20 protein-coding genes are annotated in these 15,400 nt (G+C 71.4%); 9 read left to right on the top strand and 11 right to left on the bottom strand.

Translation table 11 applies throughout. The features are described from left to right. The first annotated feature begins 135 nt into the window (after positions 1–135). The 3 genes from ACQPZ4_RS46405 to ACQPZ4_RS46395 are packed head-to-tail and all read left to right on the top strand — an operon-like array spanning position 136 to position 2,913. A complete protein-coding gene (locus ACQPZ4_RS46405) occupies positions 136–1,068 on the top strand; it encodes a ParA family protein (protein ID WP_433051653.1) in 933 nt (310 codons plus the stop codon). Further along, the gene (locus ACQPZ4_RS46400) at positions 1,065–1,502 is read left to right on the top strand and encodes a hypothetical protein (protein WP_433051650.1); all 438 of its coding nucleotides are present in this window, start codon (positions 1,065–1,067) and stop codon (positions 1,500–1,502) included. Before ACQPZ4_RS46405 ends, ACQPZ4_RS46400 begins: the two co-directional genes overlap by 4 nt. Before the next feature lie 13 nt (positions 1,503–1,515). Then, positions 1,516–2,913, top strand: coding sequence for a hypothetical protein (locus tag ACQPZ4_RS46395; RefSeq protein WP_433051647.1), 1,398 nt, complete (start codon positions 1,516–1,518; stop codon positions 2,911–2,913). Here the strand turns inward: ACQPZ4_RS46395 and ACQPZ4_RS46390 are convergent. After that, on the bottom strand, positions 2,910–3,296 hold the full coding sequence (locus ACQPZ4_RS46390; RefSeq protein ID WP_433051644.1) for a DUF1801 domain-containing protein: 387 nt from the start codon (positions 3,294–3,296) through the stop codon (positions 2,910–2,912). The genes ACQPZ4_RS46395 and ACQPZ4_RS46390 overlap by 4 nt on opposite strands. A 31-nt stretch (positions 3,297–3,327) precedes the next feature. Here ACQPZ4_RS46390 and ACQPZ4_RS46385 point away from each other — a divergent pair, with 31 nt between their 5' ends. Next, a complete protein-coding gene (locus ACQPZ4_RS46385; protein WP_433051641.1) occupies positions 3,328–3,945 on the top strand; it encodes a hypothetical protein in 618 nt (205 codons plus the stop codon). On the opposite strand, the gene ACQPZ4_RS46380 is transcribed toward ACQPZ4_RS46385, so the two are convergent. The 4 genes from ACQPZ4_RS46380 to ACQPZ4_RS46365 are packed head-to-tail and all read right to left on the bottom strand — an operon-like array spanning position 3,942 to position 5,742. Beyond that, entirely contained in the window at positions 3,942–4,418 is a 477-nt protein-coding gene (locus ACQPZ4_RS46380; protein ID WP_433051638.1) for a lipoprotein, read from the bottom strand. The two genes, ACQPZ4_RS46385 and ACQPZ4_RS46380, sit on opposite strands and share 4 nt — an antisense overlap. A gap of 39 nt (positions 4,419–4,457) precedes the next feature. Continuing rightward, positions 4,458–4,934 (bottom strand): macro domain-containing protein, encoded by a 477-nt coding sequence (locus tag ACQPZ4_RS46375; RefSeq protein WP_433051635.1) that lies wholly within the window; start codon positions 4,932–4,934, stop codon positions 4,458–4,460. A 9-nt stretch (positions 4,935–4,943) separates the two neighbouring features. Beyond that, the gene (locus ACQPZ4_RS46370) at positions 4,944–5,441 is read right to left on the bottom strand and encodes a hypothetical protein (RefSeq protein ID WP_433051632.1); all 498 of its coding nucleotides are present in this window, start codon (positions 5,439–5,441) and stop codon (positions 4,944–4,946) included. A gap of 7 nt (positions 5,442–5,448) precedes the next feature. After that, positions 5,449–5,742, bottom strand: a complete 294-nt coding sequence (locus ACQPZ4_RS46365; RefSeq protein WP_433051629.1) for a metal-sensitive transcriptional regulator — start codon at positions 5,740–5,742, stop codon at positions 5,449–5,451. A gap of 107 nt (positions 5,743–5,849) precedes the next feature. Between ACQPZ4_RS46365 and ACQPZ4_RS46360 the strand changes: the two genes are divergently transcribed. After that, entirely contained in the window at positions 5,850–8,066 is a 2,217-nt protein-coding gene (locus ACQPZ4_RS46360; protein WP_433051626.1) for a putative bifunctional diguanylate cyclase/phosphodiesterase, read from the top strand. On the opposite strand, the gene ACQPZ4_RS46355 is transcribed toward ACQPZ4_RS46360, so the two are convergent. Next, positions 8,029–8,619, bottom strand: coding sequence for a thymidine kinase (locus ACQPZ4_RS46355; protein WP_433051623.1), 591 nt, complete (start codon positions 8,617–8,619; stop codon positions 8,029–8,031). The two genes, ACQPZ4_RS46360 and ACQPZ4_RS46355, sit on opposite strands and share 38 nt — an antisense overlap. A gap of 65 nt (positions 8,620–8,684) precedes the next feature. Between ACQPZ4_RS46355 and ACQPZ4_RS46350 the strand changes: the two genes are divergently transcribed. The 4 genes from ACQPZ4_RS46350 (at position 8,685) to ACQPZ4_RS46335 (ending at position 11,421) form a co-directional block, all read left to right on the top strand. Further along, a complete protein-coding gene (locus ACQPZ4_RS46350) occupies positions 8,685–8,984 on the top strand; it encodes a hypothetical protein (protein ID WP_433051620.1) in 300 nt (99 codons plus the stop codon). A 48-nt stretch (positions 8,985–9,032) separates the two neighbouring features. Beyond that, positions 9,033–9,794: a hypothetical protein gene (locus tag ACQPZ4_RS46345; RefSeq protein WP_433051617.1), complete on the top strand. Its 762-nt coding sequence runs from the start codon at positions 9,033–9,035 to the stop codon at positions 9,792–9,794. Between the two features lie 162 nt (positions 9,795–9,956). Then, on the top strand, positions 9,957–10,730 hold the full coding sequence (locus tag ACQPZ4_RS46340; protein WP_433051614.1) for a hypothetical protein: 774 nt from the start codon (positions 9,957–9,959) through the stop codon (positions 10,728–10,730). A gap of 43 nt (positions 10,731–10,773) precedes the next feature. Then, positions 10,774–11,421 carry an MOSC domain-containing protein gene (locus tag ACQPZ4_RS46335; RefSeq protein WP_433051611.1) on the top strand — a complete coding sequence of 216 codons (648 nt, stop codon included), beginning with the start codon at positions 10,774–10,776 and terminating at the stop codon, positions 11,419–11,421. Here the strand turns inward: ACQPZ4_RS46335 and ACQPZ4_RS46330 are convergent. The 5 genes from ACQPZ4_RS46330 to ACQPZ4_RS46310 all read right to left on the bottom strand — a co-directional run bounded on the left by ACQPZ4_RS46330 (position 11,407) and on the right by ACQPZ4_RS46310 (position 14,761). Further along, entirely contained in the window at positions 11,407–12,270 is an 864-nt protein-coding gene (locus ACQPZ4_RS46330; protein WP_433051609.1) for a dioxygenase family protein, read from the bottom strand. The two genes, ACQPZ4_RS46335 and ACQPZ4_RS46330, sit on opposite strands and share 15 nt — an antisense overlap. A 40-nt stretch (positions 12,271–12,310) precedes the next feature. Continuing rightward, entirely contained in the window at positions 12,311–12,529 is a 219-nt protein-coding gene (locus ACQPZ4_RS46325) for a hypothetical protein (RefSeq protein WP_433051606.1), read from the bottom strand. A gap of 61 nt (positions 12,530–12,590) precedes the next feature. Further along, the gene (locus tag ACQPZ4_RS46320) at positions 12,591–13,253 is read right to left on the bottom strand and encodes a phosphotransferase (protein ID WP_433051603.1); all 663 of its coding nucleotides are present in this window, start codon (positions 13,251–13,253) and stop codon (positions 12,591–12,593) included. A gap of 58 nt (positions 13,254–13,311) precedes the next feature. After that, positions 13,312–13,920: a response regulator transcription factor gene (locus ACQPZ4_RS46315; RefSeq protein WP_433051600.1), complete on the bottom strand. Its 609-nt coding sequence runs from the start codon at positions 13,918–13,920 to the stop codon at positions 13,312–13,314. A 28-nt stretch (positions 13,921–13,948) separates the two neighbouring features. Further along, complete coding sequence (locus ACQPZ4_RS46310) at positions 13,949–14,761, bottom strand: M20/M25/M40 family metallo-hydrolase (protein WP_433051597.1); 813 nt, start codon at positions 14,759–14,761, stop codon at positions 13,949–13,951. Positions 14,762–15,400 lie beyond the last annotated feature (639 nt).

Raw genomic sequence — 15,400 nt, 5'->3', positions numbered from 1 at the left:
AGCTGCAGCGCCCCGCCAGTGTCGCCGCGATAATTCGCGCCATCGGTGATTTCTTCTCCGGGATCGGGCATGTTTCCCGGCCGGTGTGCCGGTTAGGGTCGCGATACCCGGCAGACCGATCGTTGGAGGACCATCATGCAGGTCATCGCGGTCATGAACTACAAGGGTGGCGTTGGCAAGACCACGCTCACCGCCAATCTCGGCGCCGAGATCGCCAATCTCGGACAAAAGGTGCTGCTGATCGATCTTGATCCTCAGGCGAACCTCACGTTCTCGTTTTACAGCATGGACGAATGGCGCGAGGAACTGCGCAAAGATACGACGATCATGCGGTGGTACGAGGGCGACATGCCCGGCCGTGAGATAGCGCTGCAGGACCTGATCGTCACGCCGCCCACGGTCAATGACCAGCTCACCGAGACGGGTGGCCGGCTCGACCTCATTGCCTCGCACCTCAAACTGATCGACATCGACCTCAAGCTTGCGGCCCGGCTCGGCGGGGGCACGACGCTGGGCGAGTCCAAGCGCAAGTTCCTCGACCTGCATGGCTGCCTGGCGCGGGCCCTGCAGCACGAGCGGTTCCAGGAGTACGACCTGATCCTGATCGACTGCGCGCCGAACTTCGGTCTCGTCACGAAGACCGCGATCGTCGCGAGCGACCACGTACTGGTGCCGGCGAAGGCCGACTACCTGTCGACACTGGGCATCCAGTACCTCGTCGGCAACTGCGACACCCTCGTCGCCGAGTACAACGACTACGCCGCCCACGGTGCCGGAGCCGACCGGCCGATCCAGACGCGGTTCCTCGGGGTGGTCTTCACGATGGTGAAGTTCTACGCCAACAAGCCGATCGGGACGCAGCAGTACTACATCGAGGACGTGCGCCTCAACGGCGAGATCCCAGTGCTGAGCGGTGTGATGCGCGACAGCCCGCGTCATTTCGGGGACGCCGGCGAGGACGGAGTGCCGATGGTGCTGCGGTCGCCGGTCACCGACGAGGTCGTGGTCGAGTTCCGCACCCTGGCGGCCGAGATCCAGCGCGGCATTGACAAGGGCATTGCCAGGTGAGCGACATTGCGCTGTTCCTACGGCTCCAGGCCCGCGTCTCGGCGTTCCTGGCCGAGTTGCCTGCCGATCAGCTCGCCGCGCTCGCCGATGGTCGCCTGTCGTTCGGGGTCGTCGACGGCGGATCCGGTCCGGTCGCGGTTACGGCTCCAGTTGCGTCGGCCCTCCCGATCACGGTCGCACCCAAGTTGCGCAAGCCGGCTGCACGGAACGTCGAGTTCGACGCGGAGGCGGTCGTGGCCGAGCTTCGCGCCTGCGAGACGGTGGCTGAGGCCACCCAACGGCTGGCGGCGCACAACCTGTCGGCGACGAACCTGAAGTCGGTCGCCAAGACGCTCAACATCCCGTCGAGCGGCACCAAGCCCGACCTGGCCCGGCGGATTCTGAACCTGCTCGTCGCCGCCCGTAGCAAGCACGCCGGGCTGCGGGCCGGATGAGGACGTGGAATCCATGACCGACACCGTTCTGACCGCCGTGCCGGCGGTGCCCGCGCAGCGCTCCATGTACCTGCTCGGTGGCCGACGGGTGCAGGTCCGCGATCTGCTTGAGGCCAGGCTGCTAAGGCCCGGGGCGAAGCTGCGGTTCGTCCGCCGCCGGGTCGGCGACACGTACCACGCCGAGGTCACTGAGGCCGGAAAGGTGCGGCTGATCCCGGACGGGCAGGAGTTCCAGTCGCCGTCCCGGGCCGCGATGGTCGCAGCCGGCATGCGCGCCGTCGACGGCTGGCTGGCCTGGACCGTGGTGGAGACCGGCAAGCCGCTCGACGCGTTGCGCCAGGATCTGCTCGACCGCGCCGTGGCGACCGCGACGGAGGAGCCCGGTGACGAGACCCGGGAGTTGCGGGTGCACGAGCGGCTCCGCGAGGCCCGTCGGCGCGCGGACGAGCAGCACCCGGAGGAGTTCTCGGTCCGTGAGCTGTTGTCGCTGTGGGGCGCGAAGGACCGCGGCGACCAGATCACCCGCATAGAGGCCGACCTCGCCAACCACGGGCTGATCACCTCGCCGAGCTTCCGCAAGGTGACGCTGGACTCGACGGTCCGGCTGATCGTCTCATCCGGCGACGCCGACGAGGCGTCCGTGGCGCAGGTCGGGGCGCCCGCGGCCGCAGCCGACGAGAGCGATGCCGCCGACGACCCGATCGGCCTGACCGTCGGCAACCTGCCCTCCGCGCTGGGCGGCCTCAAGTCCGTCGCGCCGAACGCGACGTTCGAGGAGGCCATCACCAAATTGCTGCTCAACGACTTCTCGCAGCTGGCCGTGCTCAATGGTCCGCGGAACCTCCGCGGCGCGATCACCTGGAAGTCGATCGCGCACGCCCGGCACGCCGATCCGCACGCCAAGCTCTCAGATGCGATCGACCCGGAGGCGGTCGACGTGCGGTACGACAAGGAGCTCATCGACGTACTGCCGGATCTGCAGCGCAACGGGTTCGTCTTCGTCCGCAACGAGCAGAACATCGTGGCCGGCATCGTCACCACCTCGGACGTGGTGCAGGCGTACGGCGAGATGGCGATGCCGTTCTTCCAGATCGGCGAGCTCGACCGCAGTCTCCGGCGGATCATCGCGCGGGACGTCGACCTCGATCAGGTGGGCGCGGTGTGCAACCGCCGGGTGCGCTCGTTCGACGAGTTGACGATGGGCGAGTACCAGCGGGTGCTCGCCGATCCGGGCGTCTGGTCGAGCCTCGGCTGGCCATTGGACCGCGCGACCTTCATCGAACGGCTAGACGAGATCCGGCAGATCCGCAACGACGTCATGCACTTCAACCCCGATCCGCCACCGGCCGGGACCATCGAGAAGCTGCGCAAACTCAACAGCCTGCTGCGGCTGTACGGCGAGATCGCCTAGTCGCGGGGCTTGAGTTTGCGCCAGCCGCCGGCGCGGTTGTTGGCGATGATCTGGCGGAACATCGCCAGGAGCGGGGCGGTGGGCAGCTCGCCGCCCTCGTGGACCGCGACCGTGCGGGCCGTCTTGTTGTCGTGGCCCGCCGTGATGATGCCGTCCGGATCGGGGACGATGGCGCCGTCGTAGAGGAAGACGTTCACGTGCGTCTTGGCCGCGAGCAGAGCGCAGATGTTGCCCTGCAGGACGAAGTACGGCTGGACCGTGCGCTTGACGGTCTCCGTCACCTCGGGGTCGGCCGCGTGCACGAGGTCGCGGACCTGGCGGCAGATGGTCTGCTGCCAGGCCGGCAGTGCGTCGATGTACGCGTCGACGCGCGGGTCAGTCACGTACGTCACCTTCCCTGCATATCATCCGCCCGTGGACATACGCACGGCGGTTATCTCGGTGGCGGTGCTGGCCGGGGTGGTGCTGTTCGCCGCGCACGACCTGGTGCAGGAGTCGGGGCTGCACTTCGCGGACCTGGCCGGAAGCGCGCACGTGCGGGTGCAGGGGCCGTTCAGCGCCGACGAGGTCGCGGCCATTCGGGCCAGGCCGGACGTCGCGGCCGCCGAGTGCGATGAGCAGCTGTACGGCGTCAGCGTGGCCGGGCAACGTGAGGGGACCGCGGTCACCGCGACCGGCGACACCGCCATGCGCAGCTTTGCTCTCCAGGAAGGGCGGATGCCGGCCGGGGCCGCCGAGATGCTGCTCGTGGGCGGCGGGGCGCGGGTCGGGGACCGGGTGGAGCTGCGGCGGGAGGGGCGGGTCGTCGCCGGGACCGTGGTCGGGATCGCGTCGCGCCCCGCGGTGCGGGCGGTGGGCGCGCGGGAGCCGGTCGCGCTGCTGGCGACCGCGGGGATGGCGGCGCTGGGCGGGGACGGGTGCCCGCACGTGCTGGTGCGGCTGCACGACGAGCGCGGCGTGCTCGGCTTCGCGGCGGCGTTCCCGGCCGGGCGCGATGTCGCCTTCGCCGACCGGGTCCGCGACGCGATCTAGAGGGGCTCGTCCGACGAGTAGCAGGGCGTCGCGACGTTGACGCGCAGGGTGTCGGGGCTGTCGGCGTCGATGGTGATCATGACGCGGTCGGCGGTGGTGGCGTTCAGGACGTTGGTGCCGTCGGTCGGTGCGGGCGCGACGGTGTAGTTCGCGCTCGTGTAGTGGTCCCGGAGCTTCTGCAGGGCCGCGGGCTGCTGGGCGGCGGGGACGGGCACATCGCCGTACGTGATGGCGGTGAACGTGCCCGTGCCCTCGCAGGCCATCAGGTTGCTCGTCGGGGTCCCGGACAGCGGGGTGCCGAGGGTGTCCACGGCCTCGGTGCGGTATTTGTCGGCCAGCGCCTGCGCGTCGGCGTGCTTCATGGCTTTGACCGGGCCGGCGGCGGGCGTGCCGGGCTCCGGGATGCTCTTCTCGTCGTTGGAGCAGCCGGCCACCACGACGGCGACCAGCAGCAGACTCAGGATGCGCCTCACTGCACACTCCCAGCGGACGATGTTCGGCGGCGTCGGTGTTCAGGTTAGGTCGTACACGACGGTTTGGATCTCCTGGGCGCAGAGCCGTTCGATGATCAAGGGCTCGATGCGCTCCCATTTTCCGCCCGCCAGGCCGGCGCCGATGCGCGGCATGTGCACGGACGCGCCGAGGCGCCGGGCGTGGCCGGCCAGCGCGGCCAGGCAGCGGTCGAGCGCGTCGTACCGGATGGGCGGGCCCTTCGAGCCGGTGCGCATGCCGTGCTGGCCGATCATGTTCGCGACCCAGATGTCCGCTCTGACGGAAATGACCCGGATCGCGCCGAGTGCGAAGTCGTTCCCGGCGCGCTCGCGGTGCCAGGCGCGGTAGTCGCGCTCCGGCTCCGGCCAGCGGCGGGAGACGGCGAGCACGAAGCCCTTGCCCCAGCCGCCGAGGTCGTTGCAGACGTGCGCGATGATCTTCGGCCCGGCGGCCTGGGGGCTGGCCGCGTCGCCCTTGAGGTAGGTCAGCGGTACCACGGCACGAAATCAGACGACGTGGCGCGGCAGGACGAGCGCGTAGGCGCGCGGGAAGCCCAGCGGCTCCAGCCGGCGCTCCCGCACGTCGGCGACCGGGATCGTGGTCACCACGCCGCGGGCCGGGTTGAAGCAGTGCAGCTCGTCGCCCTCGTGGCCGACGATCAGAACCCAGTGCCGCGGGACGCCCTGGCCGATCAGCATGGCGACGGGCCAGTCGCACTCGACCGCCGCGATGGCCGGGCCGAGGTCACCGCGGAAGAGCCGCCAGCCGTACCGCACGCCGAGCGGAGCGGTGTGCCGCGAGATGAACGCGGCCACGCCCCAGGGCGTCGTGCCCAGCTTGCGGGGCCAGAGCCGGTTGGCCGCGGCGTGGATGCGGTGCTGCTCGGTCGCGGGGTCGGTGACCGTCGCGCCGTACTGCGGGTCCAGGGCGGCGGCGGCGACCATGGCGACCGTCGGGCCGCAGGTGAAACCGTCCGTCTGCCGCACGTACGCATAGTCGGGCATGGAGGCGTTATCCCCGGCGGAGCAGGCGGCCAACCGCGGCCATCATCTCCGTGGCCATCTCCTCGCCGTTGCCCTCCTGGGCACCGTTGTGCATGCAGTGGCGGGCGTGGTCGTCGAGCAGCCCGAGGGCCACCTTGTCCAGGGCGGCCTGGATGGCGCTGATCTGCGTGAGGACGTCGATGCAGTAGCGGTCCTCGTCGACCATCTTCTCCACGCCGCGGACCTGGCCCTCGATGCGGCGCAGGCGGCTCTGGAGCTGGTCCTTCGTCGCGGTGTACCCGCGCGGCGTCGGCGCAGTCATGCCGGAAAGCATAGCGCGCTTTCCTGGAACCCCCGGGGGGTATAAAACCAGGTCACAATGCTCAACCCGGTGGGGGCGGTGCCGATAGCCCACGCGTGGGAGAGCGGATGAGCCGGCGGCTGTGGGTCGTCTGGCTTCTGGTGGGCGGTCTGGCGGCCGCTTCGCACCCCCTGCTGCCCGGGATGTCCTGGGCCGCGAGCGCCGCCTACGAGGGCCTCGGCTTCGGCTCCGTGATCATGATCCTGCTCGGCGTGCGGTGGCACCGGCCCGCGCGCCCGGGCGTGTGGCACCTGCTCGCCGCCGGCATGGCCCTGTGGGCCCTCGGCGACGTGATCTACGGCCTGATCTACCGCCAGCGCGGCACCGTCCCCTTCCCCTCGGTGACCGACGTCTTCTACCTGGGCGCGTACGTCCCCATCGCGATCGGCCTCTGGCGCCTCCTGCGCGCGCACGGGCGGGACAAGGCCGGGCTGATCGACGCGGGCATCACCGCCTCGGGCGCCGGCCTGCTGTTCTGGGTGTTCGTGGTGCAGCCGCTCGCCGAGGCCCGCGGCGTCCCGTTCCTGGACCGGGGCCTGGCCCTGGCCTCGCCGATGGCCGACGTGATCCTGCTCGTGCTGCTCGCCCGGCTGCTCACCGGGCGGGTCAGGCGCACGCCGAGCTACTGGCTGCTGGTCGCGAGCACGCTGCTGATGTGCGTCGCCGACGTGGGCTTCACGGTGCTGGCGACCCGCTCCGCCCTGCCCGCCGGGCTGATCCAGGCCGGCTGGCTCGCGTCCTACGCGGCGCTCGGCGCGGCGGCGCTGCACCCGTCCATGCGCACGCTGACCGAGCCCGCCGGGCCGGCCGGGTCGAGCCTGTCGCGCGGGCGCCTGGCCGTCCTCGCCGTCAGCTCCCTCATCGCGCCGGCCCTGCTGCTGGCCCAGGGCCTCGCCGGCGTCGAGCGGATGGACTGGCTCGCCATCGGGGCCGTCGCCGCCGTGTTGTTCCTGCTCGTCGTGGTGCGGATGGGCGGCCTGGTGGCCCAGGTGCAGACCCAGGCCGACCAGCTCAGCGACCTCGCCATGCGCGACGACCTCACCGGCCTGCCCAACCGGCGGCTGCTGGAGGAGATGATCCGCCAGGAGCTCGGGCGCGGCGGGCACCCGCAGGTCGCCTTCATCGACCTGGACGACTTCAAGGGGATCAACGACGGGCTCGGCCACGCCGTGGGCGACCAGCTGCTGGCGGCGGTCGGGCGGCGGCTCACCGGCGTCCTGCGCCCGGGCGACCGGGTGGCCCGGCTCGGCGGGGACGAGTTCGCGGTGCTGATGCCCGACACCGGCCCGGCCGCGGCCGACGCGCTCGTCGGGGAACTGGCGGCGGCGCTGGAGCAGCCCGTGTACGCCGGGGAGCACCACCTGCTCGTGCAGGCCGGCATCGGCGTCGCGGACGCGGAGGGCACCCGGGACCCGTTCGAGGTGCTGCGCCGGGCGGACGTCGCGATGTACGCCGCGAAGGAGTCCAAGACCCGCCAGGAACGCTTCCGCCCCGAGTTCGACCAGCGCGCGTCCGAGCACGCCCGCCTCGGCGCGCAGCTGCGGGAGGCCCTGGACAAGGGCCAGTTCCAGCTCGTGTACCAGCCGATCGTGGCCCTCCCGCGCGGCGAGCTCGCCGGCGTGGAGGCGCTGATCCGCTGGCACCACCCCGAGCTCGGGTTCATGAGCCCGGCCGACTTCATCCCGGTCGCCGAGCGCAACGGCCAGATCGTCGAGCTCGGCGCGTGGATCCTGCTCGAGGCGTGCTCCCAGGCGGCGGCCTGGCTGGCCGAGCTGGGGCCGGCGGCGCCGGGCAAGGTCAGCGTCAACGTGTCCGCGCGCCAGCTCGCCGAGCCGGACTTCGCCGAGGTGGTGGCCGCGGTACTGGCCGCGACCGGCCTGCCCGCAGAGCGCCTCGCGATCGAGGTCACCGAGACCGCGGTCTTCGGCGGCGGACGGGCCATCGAGGCGCTCGACGCGGTCCACCGCCTGGGCGTGCGGATCGCGCTGGACGACTTCGGGACCGGCCACTCGTCGCTCGGGCTGCTGCAGACGTGCCCGGTCGACATCCTCAAGGTCGACAAGTCCTTCGTCGACAACGTGACCATGGCGGGCCGGCACTCGGTCATCGCGACCGCGCTCATCAACGTCAGCGACGGGCTCAACCTCGACGCGATCGCCGAGGGCGTGGAGACGGCGGAGCAGGCGGCCGAGCTGTACCGGCTGGGCTACCGCTACGCCCAGGGCTACCACTTCGGCCGGCCGACGCCTAATCCCCGGTTCGCGCTGGAGCCGGCCGCGGCGTGACGCTCGGCAGCACGACGCAGATGCGGCAGCGGGCCTCGTACGTGTACGTCCCGTCGTCCGGCAGCGCGGTCGAGGGCGGCAGCTCGCGGATCATCGGGCGGCCGTGCTCCAGCACCTGGGTGTACACGGCGGAGAAGGAACGGCAGCAGTCGCACACGGCGCGGCGGTAGGTGACCGCGGCCGGGCCGAGCTCCAGCAGCGCCCGGACCGGGGCGAACAGCTCGCCGCGGTGGTCGAGGTCGATGCCCGCGGCGACGACCCGGGTGCCCCGCACCAGCAGCTGCCGCACGACGTCCATGTCGGCGAGGTTGAACATGTGCACCTCGTCGATGCCGACGACGTCGAGCTCCTCGTCCAGCGCGGAGGCGAGCGACGTGGCCTTGACGGTCGCGAGGGCGGCGCCGCTGCGCGAGACCACGCCGGCGTCGCGCACGTGCCGCGCGCTCTGGAACACGCGGTGCCGCGCGTCCGTGTACTGCAGCGGCGAGAGCAGGCTCACCAGCTCGAGCGACTTGCCGCTCTTCATCGGGCCGAGGATGACGGTCAGATCCACCGCGCCACTGTAGGTTTTTTCACCTCCGGTTGCGACCTTCGGCCCGAGCGGGCATGTTTGATGGCATGCAGGTCGTCTCGCCGCCCAGCCGTCTGCGGCGCAGCGTGCGACGACTCGCGATGGCCGTGTGCGCCCTGATCATCGGCGCCGGCTTCACCCCCGCCCTGCCGTCCACAGTGGACCCCCAGCGCCCGGCCGCGGTGTCGTTGCACGCCGCCCCGGCGGTTGCGCAGGAGTCCACAGTGGACTCTCCGCAGCCGGCCGCGCTCGCCGCGCCGGCCGCCGTCACCGCCGACCTGGTCCTGCCCGACGGCCGGTCCGTGGGCGCGGTCGCGGGCCGGGCCCCACCGCCGCACCTGGCGTGAGACGAACCTCTCCCTGACCGGTCTCGTTCCCCCCGAGGTGCCCCAGTCATGCAGAACTTCTCGCACGGCATGCAGCAAGCCCTGACCATCTGGCTGGCCCTGCTGGCCGCCGCCATCATCGCGTTCTTCGTGATGTCCCACATGTCCCGGCGCGGCCAGGGTGGCCCGTCGTGGTGGAGCCGCCTGCGCAAGGCGATCCGCGACCCCGACGCGAAGCGCGAGAAGCTCGCCAAGGCCGAGCGAGGTGCCCAAGAGCTTCAGGAGCTGCAGCGGTACTGCGCTGAAGTCGCCGTCGCCGCCGAGCGCGCCACCGCCATGGCCGACCGCCGCCGCAACGAATGGGAGGCGGCCCAGCGCACGCAGGAGGCGGCCTGGCGCGCGTTCGAGGAGTCGGAGCAGGACGTCAGCCGCCTGCGCCGCGCGAACGCCTTCCCGCTGACCGGCGACGACCCGGAGAACCGCCGCCGCCACCTCGTGCGCATGGTGAACGCCGCCCACGACCGCGGCGAGATCTCGGCCAGCGACCTCGCGGACGCCCTGATGCACCGCGACGGCTGGGACCCGAAGGCGCACCCGTTCGCGCAGCAGCTCATGCTGCAGCGGGTCATCCGCGACCGGAAGTTCCGCGCGTACCAGGAGGCCTCGGAGATCGAGCGGCACACGGCGAACGCGGCCGACATGGCGGCGGCGGCCAAGCGGAGCCTGGACGACGAGTCCTTCGACGCGGAGCTCCGCCTGTGCAAGGCGACCGCGGTGAAGCCGGCCGAACAGTCGGCGCCCTCGTTCCTGACGGCGCCCGCCGGCTCGTAGGGGCTGGCTCAGATAAGTCGGGCGCTGACGCGCCGCGACTTATCTCCTATATCAGCATTTGTCCGAATATCACGCTAGTTGCGGGCGCCCGGTTCCAAGGTCAAGTCCGTTCGGCTGGCTGTAACGTGTGCGTAACGTTGCGTGATCTTTCGGGGGCCGGTCATGAGCATTGAGCTGTCGATCGTTGCGGGCCAGTGTTATGCGTCGTCGAGCGTCAATGCCCACGGGCAGGACCGCCATGCGACGAGCGCGGCCGAGGTGGAGCTCTTCGGGCTCGGCGAGGAGGGGCTCGCCGAGGCCGCGGGGGAGTGCCTCGGGCGGGCGCCGGACCGGGTGCAGATCGACGGACTGCTGCACGGCACGCACGGGTGGACGCCCGTGACCACCACGCTGCGCGTCGCGAGCGCCTCGATCACCGGGGTCGGCTCCGAGCCGGTCGAGCTGCCGCTCGGGGACGCTCCGAAGCTGACGGCCACGGCGGCCCACCTGTGGTCGCCGATCGGCGGGGTGGTGGCGGGGGAGCACGTGCGGTACGACATCGAAATCCCGAACGGGCAGCGCCTCTGGTATGAGCACGTCTGGGGTGCCGACACCGTCGAATCGTCCAGCGTCGAACTCGCCACGGGAGCGAGCGGGGACGAGCTGCTCGCGTTGCGCATCAATCTCGGTGTGCGGATCGTCTATGACGCCTATCTCAGCGGGGACGTGGCCGTGCTCTTCCGCGACGGGCACGAGGGGCACCGCGTGTGGGGCGTCGACATCGGCACGATCATGGCCGCCGGCGGGCTCCCGAACGGCCGGAACTTCGCGGAGAACGTGGCCATCCGCTACCTCGCGGGCGCGCGGGTGGTGCATGCGGGGCCGGGGGGCATTGTCAGTACCGTCGGCGGGCCTGGAATTCGCGCGGGCGAGGACCTTGCGCTGATCAGCGCCTGAAATGACCTGGTGGTCATCGGCGCCTTACCGTTAGGTTGCCGGAGTGGCCTACCTCATCTCCGTGAACGTCGGGGCGCTCGTGCCGACCGACCACTCCGACGTCGACCTGACCGGCATCGACAAGCGGCCGGTCGACGGGCCGGTGGCGATCGGCGTGCCCGGGCCGCGCGGGAGCGTCGAGACCGGGGTGGCCGGCGACCTGGTCGGCGACACGCGGCACCACGGCGGGCCCGATCAGGCCGTGTACGCGTACGCCCGCGAGGACCTCGACAAGTGGTCCGCCGAGCTCGGGCGCGAGCTGGCCGGCGGCGTGTTCGGGGAGAACCTGAGCACGTCGGGGCTCGACGTCACCGGCGCGCGCATCGGCGAGCGGTGGCTGATCGGCGACGAGGTCGTGCTGGAGGTCAGCGCGCCGCGCATCCCGTGCCGCACGTTCGCGGGCTGGCTGGGCGAGCGCGGCTGGATCAAGACGTTCACGCAGCGCGCGATTCCGGGCGCGTACCTCCGCGTGATCACGCCCGGCGCGGTGCGCGCCGGCGACGAGATCCGCGTGGTGCACACGCCCGCGCACGACGTCACGATCGGCCTGGCGTTCCGGGCGCTGACCATCGAGCCGGAGCTGCTGCCCCGGCTCGTGGTGGCGACCGCGCTGCCCGAGCGGACCCGGGAGAAGGTCCTAGGCCGTCTGTAGCGAGCGCTTGGACAGGCCCATGAAGTACCCGTCGATGACCGAGCGCACGGGCGCGTCGGGCTGGTCGGCGGCGCCCAGCGTGACGAACAGCGGCGAGTAGTGCTCCGCCGTCGGGTGCGCGTAGGGCATGCCGGGGGCCTGGGTGGCGTACCGCGTCAGCGTGTCGACGTCCCCGCGCGCGAGGGCGTCGGCGGCCCAGGCGTCGAAGTCGGCCGACCAGCCGGGCGGGTTGCCGTGCCCGGTCCAGTGCTCGCGGGACAGGAACGGCAGCCCGTGGGTCATGAACCCGGAGCCGATCACGAGCACGCCCTCCTGGCGCAGCGGCCGGAGCCGGCGGCCGAGCTCGAGCAGCCGGTCCGGGTTGTGCGTGGGCAGGCTGAGCTGCAGCACCGGAACGTCGCCGAGCGGGTACATCACCATCAGCGGCACCCACGCACCGTGGTCGAGGCCGCGGCTGCGGTGCTCGTACAGCGGCTCGGTGTCGGGCATGAGGGCGGCCACCTGCTCGGCCAAGCCGGCGGCGTCGGGCGTGTTGTACTGCAGCTGGTAGAAGACCGGCTTGAACCCGCCGAAGTCGTAGACCAGCGGGGTGGCGGCCGGGGTCGCGGAGACGCTGAGCGGGGCGGACTCCCAGTGCGCGCTGACGATGAGGATCGCCTTGGGCTTGGGCAGCTGGAGGGTCCAGTCGAGCAGTTCGCGCATCCACTGGGCGTCCTCGAGCAGGGGCGGGGCGCCGTGGCTGATGTACAGGCTCGGCAGCGCCCCGTCCTCGGGCGTCCACATCCGCTGGTCGCGGCTGGCGGGGACGGCCTCGGCGAGGTGCTGCGCGAGGAGGGGCAGTTCGGTCATGTACTGGAGAGTAGCGCTTTAGTTGAGCACTCAACAATAGCTAGTGGCCGGCGAGCTCCGACGCGCGCTGCAGGGCCTCGGCCACGGCCTTCGTCTCGGCCGCGCCGTACACGAGGAGGAGCTCGCGGTCCTTGCCGCCGTGGCGGTCCGTGGCGGTGGCCCGCTCGACGACGACGCGGGTGGTGGTGAGCCGGTCGTCGACCTCGATGTCCATGTCGGCCACGCCGATGTCCACCTGCCGGACGAAGAGTTCTTCCATGAACAGAAGCGTGGCGCCGCCCGGACGCGCGGACGCCGCCCCGATCGGGTTATCTCGGGCCTTAAAAGTGCGCCCGCGCCGCCGTGGTCACCAGGAGCTTGGCCTCGTGGAGGTGCGCCTTCTCCTCGGCGGTCACGTTGGGGTCGGCCACCCGCCGGTGCACGGCCGCCTCGAGCTGGGAGAGCGGGTTGTCGCGGGTACAACTCATCAGGGTGTCGAGAAACGGCTCCGCCTGGTGCTCGAACCGGTGCCCGGGCAGCACCGAGACGGTCGCGATGATGAGCGCCGTCATCGCCACGTCCAGCTCCGGCGGCCCCTCGCAGCTGTTGCGCCAGTCGATGACGACGGGCCCGCCCTCGGTCATGATGACGTTCTCGGGGTGCAGGTCGAGGTGCAGGATGCGGGTGCCGGGGTCGGTCGCCGAGCGCACGCGCACCTTGTGCAGCCGCTCCAGCAGGTCGGCCAGCACGGTGGCGCCGGAGCTCAGGTCGAGCGTGTTGTCGCCGAGGGCCTGCAGCATGGTCGGGCCCTCGAGGCGCTCCATGACCAGGTCGGCACCCTCGGCCTCGTAGATGCGCGGGACCGGAAATCCATGATCGGCGACGTACCGCATCGTGGCCGCCTCCGCCGTCACGTCCCCGCCGCGCCGGTACCGCCGGAGTACTCGCCGCTCGTCGAGCGCATAGATGTCCGCGTCGCGGCCGCTGGCGAGAAGTGCGGTCATGCCGCGACTCTACGTCCCCGGCCGGAATCATTCAGCCCTTAGGTTGACGCCCATCCCTTTAGAGCCAGCCGTTCTCGTCCGCCAGCCGCACCGCTTCCGCGCGTGTGCGCGCCCCCGTTTTGCCGATCGCCGCCGACAGATGGTTGCGCACGGTGCCCTCGGAGAGGCCGAGCTGCCCGGCGACGTCGGCGACCGTGCCCCCTTCGCGGGCGGCGCGCAGCACATCGGCCTCGCGCGGCGTCAGCGGACTGTCCCCGCTCGCGAGCGTCTCCGCGGCCAGCGTGGGGTCGACGACGCGCAGGCCCTGAGCGATGCGGCGGACCGCGTCGGCGAGCTGCTTGGCCGGCGTGTCCTTGACCACGAAGCCGGACGCGCCCGCGGCCATCGCCCGGCGCAGATATCCCGGCCGTCCGAACGTGGTCACCATGAGCACCTTGCACGACGGCACGGCCTTGCGCAGCGCCGCCGCGGCCGCGATCCCGTCCAGCCCCGGCATCTCCACGTCGAGCAGCGCGACGTCGGGCCGGTGCTCCCGCGCGGCCGCGACGACCTCGTCCCCGCGCCCGACCTCGGCCACCACGCTCAGGTCGGCCTCGAGATCCAGCAGCGCCGCGAGCGCACCGCGCACGAGCGCCTGGTCGTCGGCGATCAGCAGTCGAATGGACACCGGCCACCGCACCCCATCGTGATCTGCGTCACTGCGCCAGCTCGGCGATCGTCTGCACCGCGGCCTCGACGACCCCGGCCGCGAAGTCGTAGTCGAGCGTGTCCGCGGTGTCGCCCGGCCCGTGATAGTTCGGGTTGCGATAGTCCGCCGTGTCGGTCACCAGCAGCGCCCGCCGCCCGGCCTCCCAATACGGCACGTGATCGCTGCGCATCGCCACTTCCTGCGCGAATGCCGGAAGAACAAGAGGCAGCGTCGGTACTGCGATGTGCCTCGCGAACCGCGTCAGCAACCCCTGCGACGGCTCGTCGGCCACCAGCCCGATGAAGTCCCCGCGCTCGGGCGCCTGGATGAAGCCGGCCAGTTCCTCGGGGAACCGCTGGTAGGCCGCGGTGTACCCGATCATCTCGAACACGATCGCCTCGGTCTGCGCGGTGATGAACGCCTGGTGCGCGGCACTCCCGTCGAAGTGCGCCTCTTCCCCGCCGAACAGGCAGAACCGGATCGTGCGCGCCGGCAGCTCGGCATCGCGCAGCACCCGCGCGGCCTCCAGCACCCCGGCCACCCCGCTCGCGTTGTCATCGGCCCCGGGCGTGTGCTCCACGGAGTCCCAGTGCGCACAGAGCTCGACCGCGTCGTCGGAGGTGCCCCCCTCGATCTCGGCGACGAGGTTCACCTGGTGCAGCTCGGTCCCGTACCGCTCGACGCGCACCTTCAGCCCCATCGCCGAGAGCTGGTCGGTGATGTACCGCAAGCAGCCCGGTACCCCCGGCTGGTCCTCGAACCTGGGCCCGAGCGCGGTGAGCGCCTCGACATGAGCGCGAAGCCGTTTGGCGGAGATCACCGCCACAGGATAGGGAATTCCCGGCCCGCACGAGAACCGCCGGACGGCCCCGTGGTTCCGGAGGCCCCTCGTTCGGGGCCCATCCTCCGGACTTTTCTCCGGACTTTTCTCCGGACATGGAACAGCCCCCGAGGTTCCCGCGCTGTTGCGCGTGGGCCGGTTGGACTGACACCGGAAAGCCTCGGGGGCTGGGTGGCTGTCTCGTATTCGCCTGACCGCCATCCGGGCGGACACACGAAGTGCGAGTCCAGAGGACGGCGACTAGCGGACAGTCACCTCACGAGTCCCATTGCTACACAACTTTGGACCACCTCCTTTCCCGTGTACGCCCAACTTAGCCAGCACCGTGGATCACCCGCAACGCTTTTTCGGGAGCACTTTGGTTAGCGGCGCCGCCGCTGGTCAGGGCACCCGGCTCCGCACCGCCGCGACGGCCGCGCCGCCCGCTCCATCGCCGCCATCGCCACCCGAGATCCACGCCGCCTGCCTCCGCGTCCGTGCGGCGTGGCCTCCGCGTCCGCGCGCCGCGACCTGTGTGCGTGGGACGCGGCTCGCGTCTGCGCGGCGTGGCGGCGTTGTGGCTGGTTGGAGGCGAGGGCGGCGCACCTCCGCGTCCGCGCGGCGTGGCCTCCGCGTCCG

The organism is Dactylosporangium sp. CS-033363 (genome assembly GCF_050942475.1).
Taxonomy (GTDB): domain Bacteria; phylum Actinomycetota; class Actinomycetes; order Mycobacteriales; family Micromonosporaceae; genus Dactylosporangium.
This window is presented reverse-complemented; position numbering and strand designations above follow the sequence as displayed.